Here is an 8,069-nt window from a genome sequence, read left to right as displayed (position 1 = left end):
GGCGTTGATAATGCCAGGTGCCTGATAAAGTTCCATTTAAAAAGGGCTCCATCATGAACATGGAACCCTTTTTACACTAGCCACCGGATCGGTCAATCGATCCTTAACTGATCGGCATTAACCTTATGGTTGCCGTTTCGCTTTTATAATGACTGGTGACGCGTCTCGTGTGTCAGCAACAACGCAATTAGCGTCAGTGCTGCCATCGCTGCCAGATACACACCCACATAGAACAGACCGTAGTTTGCCTGAAGCCAGGTGGCGATATACGGTGCGACGGATGCGCCCAGAATTGAGGACACGTTATAAGAGAAAGATGCCCCGGTGTAGCGCACTTCAGTCGGGAACAACTCCGGCAGCAGTGCGCCCATTGGGCCAAATGTCAGCCCCATCAGGCTCAGACCAATTAACAGGTAGGCCATGACCAGCGCAGGGCTACCTGAACCCAACAGCGGTGGGAAGACGAACAAAGCGAAGAGGATAATCAGGGAGGTGATCACAATCATGCTTGCACGACGACCAAATTTATCTGCCAGCAGACCTGCAATCGGAACCATCACACCAAAACCGACCACCGCCATCATTAACATCCACAGCACTTCGTTACGTGGCAGCCCCAGACCGACGGGCGCAGCCGCAGTGCTGAACGTCATCGAGTACACGGTCATGATATAAAACAGCGTATAGGTTGCCAGCATGATGAATGTGCCCAAAACCGTTACGCGAACGTGTTTGGTCAGCAGTGTGCCCAGCGGCACTTTTACCTGCTTTTTCGCCGCCGCAACTTTGGCGAATACCGGTGTTTCATGCAGGGAAACACGCACGTACAGGCCAATCAGAACCAGCACAGCAGAGAAGATAAACGGTATACGCCAACCCCAGTTCATAAACTGCTCATCAGTCAGCAGCCAGGAGAGCAACAGGAAAGTGCCGTTCGCGAAGAAGAAGCCGATCGGCGCGCCCAGTTGCGGGAATGAGCCATACAGTGCACGCTTGCGCGGCGGCGCATTCTCGGTTGCCAGCAGCGCCGCGCCGCCCCATTCCCCCCCCAAGCCGAGACCCTGACCAAAGCGCGCCAGTGCCAGCAGAACAGGGGCCAAAATACCGATGGTGTCGTAGGTCGGTAACAGGCCGATTGCGACAGTGGAGATCCCCATTGTCAGCAGCGATGCGACCAGAGTGACTTTACGGCCCACGCGATCGCCAAAGTGCCCAAATACGGCAGAGCCGATAGGGCGTGCGATAAACGCGATCGCAAAGGTTGCCAGAGACTGTAGCGTGGCAGCCGTAGGGTCGCCCTGCGGGAAGAAAATGTGCGGAAAGACAATGACCGCGGCAGTGGCGTAAATATAAAAGTCGAAGAACTCAATGGCAGTGCCAATCAGCGATGCGACGACAACTTTGTTGCGTGAATTGACCGGAACGTTTTCTGGTTCGGTATCGAGTGTTGTGGCTGTGGCTTGCATAATATTTTCTTATTTTTTGACGAACGAACGGCCATATTACGCATAGCAAAAGCGACATTTCAATCTGTAACAAAGTTGCGAGCTGGTGATAAAATCAGCAAAAAGCGGATAATATTCAAGCCAGCAAAATACCTTCTATGAAATGCTTCACAGAATTTAAATATTAGATGATAAAACTAGTTTTTGGTTAAATAAAAGTTACGTACTGGATTTATATGCTGAAATGATGAGTCGGACTGAAGTATTACATGCTTATATCAGTCCGATGGGCCTGTTAACTGTGCGTTTTACCCGGCATTCTCGGGTCGTCTTTGTATTGCGCGGTGGCGATCCACGCTGCGCAGAACAATGTCAGCCGCGCAAAGAAGTAGAAAAAGGCCATTAGCCCAAGTACTGAGCCGAAAGCTGCTCCAGACGGAGATTTCACCAGTGTTGGCAGGGTATAGGTCATCACGATTTTGATCACTTCAAAGCCTATGGCTGCGATCAGCGTGCCGCGAATCAGTGCCTTTTTACGTGGTCGGTGGCGTGGCAAACGCCAGAAGATCCAGAAGAACAACAGGTAGTTCGCGAAAATGGATATTGCCAGACCGATAACGCGCCATGCCGGTTTAAGCCACTCAATGCTGTCGAGATAGAGTGCCGAGATGATCAACTGCTGTGCCGAACCGGCCACAGAAGTGATAGAAAGCGTCACAATTAGCGCAATCAGCAGCCCGATCAGCGACACGAAGTCGCGGAAATATTTCACCCATATCTTCTCCTGATCCTGCGGTGTGCGCTCCCAGACATCGCGCGACTGGGCGCGAATGGCTTCACGCAGGTTTCCCATCCAGTTAATCCCGGAATAAAGTGCAATCAGCAATCCGACGATACCCACCGTGGTACGTTGCTGTACGGCGGTGTTAATGGTGCTTTTGAGCGTACTCGCAAGAGTGGGATCGCTGACATTCAACAGGATTTTCTCGAAAATATCCTCCAGCAACGTCGGATGGGAGGCAAGAATAAAACCGGCGGCAGCAAATGACACCATCAGGATGGGGATCATCGATAAAAATGAAAAATAGGTGATGGCTGCACCAAACTGATTCCCCATACGATCATTGAAGCGTTCAGTGGCACGTAACAGGTGCGCAATGACGGGACAACGCTGAATTTTTTGCGCTGTGCCGGTTACTGTTTGTAGCGCCTGCCTGGCTTTTCCGGGGGAGGTTTCCTGGGGTGAAGGTTGCGGGTTGTTTTCCTGCGTCACGCGCGTTTTCCTTATTCGTCTGACGGGATGTCACTGAAATTATAGCCTGTCTCTAATCAACATAACCCTTCATTAACACTGTGAGCCACTCCATGAAGAGATGTACCCGGCGGGAGAGGTTACGCCGGTGGGGATAAATGAGGGATACCGGCATGGGTTCTGCACGGTATTGCGGCAAGATCTCCAGAAGTTTTTTCGCGCGCAGAGACTCACGCACACCGACGCGGGGAACCTGGATGATGCCTAACCCGGCGATACAGGCAGAGTGGTAGGTTTCGGTGCTGTTCACCGTCAAAATACCGCCCGTTTTAATCCATTGAGTGGTACTGCCGTTGTAAAACTCAAAGCCCTGAGGACGCGTTGCCAGATTGGCGGAATAGTGGATAACGGCGTGAGAGCCCAGATCGTCCAGGCTATCCGGGTAGCCAAAACGGTCCAGATAATCAGGGCTTGCACAATTGATCACCGACAGCTTGCCAAGTGGGCGAGCAATCAATCCTGAGTCCTTTAGTGTGCCGACGCGCACCACACAATCAAACCCTTCGCGTATGACATCCACCAGACGGTCGCTGCTGCTCAGCTCCAGTTCAATGCCGGGGTACTGCTGCAAAAAGGCAGGCAGTTTTGGGATGACTAAATTTCGTGCAATGCCAACAGGCATATCGACGCGCAATCGTCCGCTGATGCTGGAAGGGTCATGCTGAAATAATCCATCCAGTTCATCGAGATTCGCCAGGAGATCTTTTGCACGTTCATAGTAAACCATACCGTCCTGCGTCAGGCTGACGCGGCGCGTGGTTCGGTGCAGAAGCTGCGTTCCCAGCAGGTTTTCCAGAGACTGGATCTGACGTGATACGCTGCCTTTTGGCAGGCCTAACGTTTCTGCTGCACGGGAAAAACTCTCCAGTTCCGCGACGCGGATGAAGAGTTGCATTGCGTGAATTTTATCCATAGCAAAGACTCATTGTTGTTTTTATTGGAACAGTGAAGCGTTTATTTCCATATTTATTGATTTTCTATCACCTAATAAGCTCTATCTCAATCTCCATAACAGTAGAAATGAGGTTTCTTATGACTGAACGTATTGCATTAGTGACTGGCGGAAGCCGAGGCTGGGTAAAAATGCGGTATTAAAGCTGGCAGCGGCGGGTACGGGAATCATCCTGACCTATAACAGCAGCGAGCAAGAAGCTCAGGACGTGGTACGTGAAATAGAGGCGAAAGGTGTTAAAGGAGCAGCGTTGCAGTTGAATGTTGGTGACATCACGAGTTTTGACAACTTTACCCGCGATGTGCAAAAAACGCTCAGGACGGTCTGGCAACGCGATGCCTTCGATTATTTATTGAACAATGCCGGTACGGGTTTGTACGCACCTTACGCAGAGACAACGGTAGCCCAGTTTGATGAGGCGATGAACATCCATTTCAAAGGACCATTTTTCCTGACGCAATCTCTGCTACCAGTGATGAACGACGGTGGCCGCATCCTGAACGTCTCCAGTGGTCTGGCGCGTTTCACACAACCTGGCTCCAGTGCCTACGCGGCGATGAAAGGGGCGATGGAAGTACTGACGCGTTATCAGGCGAAAGAACTGGGTGCGCGTGGGATCTCCGTCAATATCATTGCGCCTGGGGCGATCGAAACGGACTTTGGTGGCGGCCGGGTACGTGATAATGCACAGCTCAACCAGCTTCTGGCTTCTCAGACTGCGCTGGGACGGGTGGGATTACCTGACGATATTGGGGACGCGATTGCCGCGCTACTCAGCGATAATCTCGGCTGGATGAATGCACAACGTATTGAAGTATCAGGCGGTATGTTCCTCTGATTTGATGCCGGAGGGGAGGGAACCCCATCACGGCTATATTTTGAGGAATTCCTCAAAATAAATGTGTCAAAAACACGGGAAATTTAACGATGCCAGGCAATATGTAACCTTTACCCTCATTGAGTTTTTTCTCAAAAAACACTTCGCTAGAATCCTCCTCGCTATTTATTACGTTTAACAATCATCCATGACGACAGCCATTTTCGCCAGAGGGAGAAAAAGAATGCGAGTGATCATGTTTGACAGGCAGTCAATATTTATTCATGGAGCAATGAACAGTTTGCAGAAATTAATTCCGGAAATAAGTATGACGGGCACAAGTCAGACGGATGAGTTGTGGGCGCTTCTTTCTGCATCTCCTTCCTGTATTGCCCTGATTGACGGGCATTTCATTCAGGATGATGGTATGGCCTTTCTGGCAGAGGTGGCATTTCGTTTTCCGGCCCTGCGTATTGTCATGGTTCTGGCGAAGAAAGAGGCAAGGTGGGTTGAGCAACTCATGCAGTGCAACGTGGTCGCTATTATTCCTCGTCGCGCCTCGCCTGCAATGTTTTCTGCTGTTCTGGAGTCTGTATCAAAGGGAATGGTTTGCCTTCCGGGCGATTGGCTAAAAGCAGCGTCGCCACCGAAACAGGAGTTGTCATCCCTGAGTGAGCGCCAGCATGAAGTGTTGATGTTGTTGGCCGCCGGCGAATCAAACAAAGAGATTGGCCGTTTGCTCAACATCAGTGTGGGAACGGTAAAAGCGCACCTGGAAACGCTCTTTCGCCGCCTTGATGTCAAAAACAGAACTCAGGCGGCCATGCTCTATACCCGGCAGACCGTCTGAAGAATATTCATTTGCAGGCCTGATGTATCACTTAAGCTAAATATCAACGACACCAGCGCATCATGCTGATCCTGTGTTAAGGGTTGGGTGATATTTTTCCGCAGTAAATCCTCGCATTTCTGGAGATCTTTTTGCAGTAAATATGCGGCTTCAGCAGGGGTGATAAGTTTGTTAAACGAATCACCCTGGCTGATGACGTGGCCATATCCAATGACCCATATCCCGTTTTCATCGCGATATTTCTCCAGAGAAAGCCCCTGTGTTTTTTTAATTAACTCAATTCCGGTAGAAGATATTTTTAGCGAATGGCATGTCATAGGCGTTTCCTCTCTCGGACATGACTGTAGAGGAAACGAAGCGTATGCCATATCAGCCAAATGGCTATTGTTTACGGGTTATCGATAAGATACTCATGTTTCAGCAAACCGAAGATCCAGTCATTTTGCCATTGCCCTGCAAGGAAATAGCTTTCCCGCAGTTCGCCTTCCTGGCGGAACCCTGTTTTTTCCAGCAGGTATCTTGATGCGAGATTACCCGCAGTGACGGTTGCGGTCAGTCGACGAATACCGCCCTGGTTAAACGCGAAATCACACAATGCCTGTAGCGATTCGAAACCATAGCCTTTGCCTTGTGCGTGCGGTGCAAAAAGGAATCCCACCTCGGCGCAATCCTTTTCCCGGTGAATATAGCCGGTGACACCCAGTGGTGTCTGGCTGGCCGTATCACGCACGACGAGACAGAGCCAGTGCGAACTTCCCGGTGTCCAGAGGGGCAGACGAGAATCGAAAGTCTCACGGATATCACTGATGTTGCGGGTATCAGCAACATAACGCATCACTTCAGGATGTTGCTGCAAAGACAAAAAAAAGGGCCAGTCTTCCTCTCGCAACAGTGTGCACGTCAGGCGCGAGGTCGTGAGGGTAGGCATACGGATTCTCCATGACATTTGCAAATGATTGTAGGGCTGTCACTGTATTTGAACAGAAACTCGGTTATGGTTTAACTTCGTATAAATAAAAAGAAAAACGGTCCATATGTGGCCAATACCGATGTCTTCGCTGGCTTTGAAGGAAAACAATGGCTCTCAGCACATCACACCACATCCGCGCTCAGTTTGAACACTGCCTGGCGGTTATTCGTCAGGCGTCTGTGGAGATTTTGCTTCTCCTCAATGTGCATGTTTCTGAAGGAAAAGATCCTCGCTGGTTTCTGGAGCAACTGGATAATGCTCGCTTAGGTTTGGGCGGATGGGCCGCTGTGGCGAAGCAGCTCAACCTGAATGACGCTGAAATGTCCGATTTCACTTTGCAACTGCGTTTGTTGCAGCAGCGTGTACCGCAGTACGAAAGCGGTCAGGATGTGAGTGAAAACCAGCTTATTGCTGCCATGCGTTTCGTGACATCACTCGAACACCTGCGTCTGCGACAGCCGCTTTTAATGTACAGCACCGAAGTTGCACCGGGTAACGATATTCAGCAGCAGCAGGCCCATAAGCAGGTTCGCGCAATTGAACTGATGATTAAAGGACTGGTTTTGCAGGCATGGCCCGACCCGGTACGACTGAATAACCATCTGAAAACGTTGTTCAATGCAGACCGCGTGCGCCGCTGGTTGAAACTGGGTGAAATCAACGACGTGCTCAGCGGAATGTTGTTTAGCGAGCTGGCACTGATGGTGGTGGATAAAAAAGAGTTCAGTCGGTATTACTCGTCATTGTTTAGCGACCCGATGATGCTGACGCTGCTGGTTGAACCGCGAAAAACGTTACAAACCTTCCTGGATGACATCCGGCAAATCCGCAACTGTATTACCGTGCAACAGCCCCTAAGTTCAGCGCAGATACTGCTACTGGATAATTACTATGCGCAAATTACCCAGCCTGTTCAGCGTGCGTTTGAAGAAGGGCGGACGCGTATCAATCCGGCAGGATTAATGGCCGTCGATGCGAGTGAACTGCATGCCTTTTGGGAAAACGCGCAGAAAATGGATCGCATAACCGGTGGCGATCTCTTTGAAGTTCGTGACACGATTGAAAAGCCGACCCAGCGTGCGCCTCGAACGCCTGAACAGCGCGAACAGCTCATCTCAGGTGCGCTCTGGGGCGCGGTTGGCCTGATGGTTATTGCTATTGTGGTCGGAGGATTCTGGCTGGTAACCAGCAGCAAACCTGCGCAAGTGAATGCCACCGTAGAGGTCAGGCCGGAGCCTAAGGAAATGCGAGAAGCACCGTCTTCACGCGAAACTCTCACGCGCATGGGCGTCACCTGGGATGAGAATAATTTTCGCTCGGCTATCAACCGTAACGATACCCGCGTAGCCCTGCTGTTTTTGCAAGGTGGTATGGACTGGAAGATGTCATGGACCGAAGAGGCGATGTCGGCAGGCGATGATGACGTGCTGGAAATTCTGTTGCGTTATCGGCTTCAGATGGTGGAAGAGAAGCCGTGCCGCCGTTTTATCAACACCCTTAGTCACGCGATGTCCAATGGCGAATCATTAACGTCAATGCGTAAGCAGTATTTACAGGCTTTTTGTACTGTACCTGCGGTGGTCAAACGACAGCAGCATGACGCGGACATGGCGAAACGCCGCGCGCAATCGCAGCCAGATGAAAACACGAAAAAGTGGCAGTCTATCCAGACCGCTATTTATGATGTGATTCGCTAAGCGCTCCCTCTCTTCTGATACGGGAG

General features: G+C 50.7%; 7 protein-coding genes and 1 pseudogene. 3 read left to right on the top strand and 5 right to left on the bottom strand.

What is annotated here, in order from left to right:
- Positions 1 to 143: 143 nt before the first annotated feature.
- The 3 genes from GF617_RS11760 to GF617_RS11750 form a co-directional block, all read right to left on the bottom strand.
- Positions 144 to 1,466 (bottom strand): MFS transporter, encoded by a 1,323-nt coding sequence (locus GF617_RS11760; RefSeq protein ID WP_181621299.1) that lies wholly within the window; start codon positions 1,464 to 1,466, stop codon positions 144 to 146.
- 274 nt (positions 1,467 to 1,740) lie between these two features.
- Entirely contained in the window at positions 1,741 to 2,718 is a 978-nt protein-coding gene (gene yhjD, locus GF617_RS11755; protein ID WP_181621298.1) for an inner membrane protein YhjD, read from the bottom strand.
- Positions 2,719 to 2,770: 52 nt separating this feature from the next.
- On the bottom strand, positions 2,771 to 3,670 hold the full coding sequence (locus tag GF617_RS11750; protein WP_203451722.1) for a LysR family transcriptional regulator: 900 nt from the start codon (positions 3,668 to 3,670) through the stop codon (positions 2,771 to 2,773).
- Between the two features lie 119 nt (positions 3,671 to 3,789).
- Here GF617_RS11750 and GF617_RS11745 point away from each other — a divergent pair.
- Together GF617_RS11745 and GF617_RS11740 are read left to right on the top strand one after the other, a co-directional pair.
- Positions 3,790 to 4,547: pseudogene (locus GF617_RS11745) on the top strand (SDR family NAD(P)-dependent oxidoreductase).
- A 223-nt stretch (positions 4,548 to 4,770) separates the two neighbouring features.
- On the top strand, positions 4,771 to 5,376 hold the full coding sequence (locus tag GF617_RS11740) for a response regulator transcription factor (protein WP_181621292.1): 606 nt from the start codon (positions 4,771 to 4,773) through the stop codon (positions 5,374 to 5,376).
- Here the strand turns inward: GF617_RS11740 and GF617_RS11735 are convergent.
- Both GF617_RS11735 and GF617_RS11730 read right to left on the bottom strand, forming a co-directional pair.
- Entirely contained in the window at positions 5,355 to 5,693 is a 339-nt protein-coding gene (locus GF617_RS11735; RefSeq protein WP_181621291.1) for a lysozyme, read from the bottom strand. The genes GF617_RS11740 and GF617_RS11735 overlap by 22 nt on opposite strands.
- 71 nt (positions 5,694 to 5,764) lie before the next feature.
- Positions 5,765 to 6,304, bottom strand: a complete 540-nt coding sequence (locus GF617_RS11730; RefSeq protein ID WP_181621290.1) for a GNAT family N-acetyltransferase — start codon at positions 6,302 to 6,304, stop codon at positions 5,765 to 5,767.
- 149 nt (positions 6,305 to 6,453) lie between these two features.
- Between GF617_RS11730 and GF617_RS11725 the strand changes: the two genes are divergently transcribed.
- The gene (locus GF617_RS11725; RefSeq protein ID WP_181621289.1) at positions 6,454 to 8,043 is read left to right on the top strand and encodes an STY4199 family HEPN domain-containing protein; all 1,590 of its coding nucleotides are present in this window, start codon (positions 6,454 to 6,456) and stop codon (positions 8,041 to 8,043) included.
- Positions 8,044 to 8,069 lie beyond the last annotated feature (26 nt).

The sequence above is a fragment of the Lelliottia sp. RWM.1 genome (assembly GCF_016859735.1).
In the GTDB taxonomy this organism is placed as follows: Bacteria; Pseudomonadota; Gammaproteobacteria; order Enterobacterales; family Enterobacteriaceae; genus Enterobacter.
This window is presented reverse-complemented; position numbering and strand designations above follow the sequence as displayed.

What these genes read in the sequence shown, in the direction of transcription:
- GF617_RS11760 (WP_181621299.1), bottom strand. Translation starts at nt 1,466, where the DNA reads ATGCAAGCCACAGCCACAACACTCGATACCGAACCAGAAAACGTTCCG.
- GF617_RS11750 (WP_203451722.1), bottom strand. Translation starts at nt 3,670, where the DNA reads ATGGATAAAATTCACGCAATGCAACTCTTCATCCGCGTCGCGGAACTG.
- GF617_RS11740 (WP_181621292.1), top strand. Translation starts at nt 4,771, where the DNA reads ATGCGAGTGATCATGTTTGACAGGCAGTCAATATTTATTCATGGAGCA.
- GF617_RS11735 (WP_181621291.1), bottom strand. Translation starts at nt 5,693, where the DNA reads ATGACATGCCATTCGCTAAAAATATCTTCTACCGGAATTGAGTTAATT.
- GF617_RS11730 (WP_181621290.1), bottom strand. Translation starts at nt 6,304, where the DNA reads ATGCCTACCCTCACGACCTCGCGCCTGACGTGCACACTGTTGCGAGAG.
- GF617_RS11725 (WP_181621289.1), top strand. Translation starts at nt 6,454, where the DNA reads ATGGCTCTCAGCACATCACACCACATCCGCGCTCAGTTTGAACACTGC.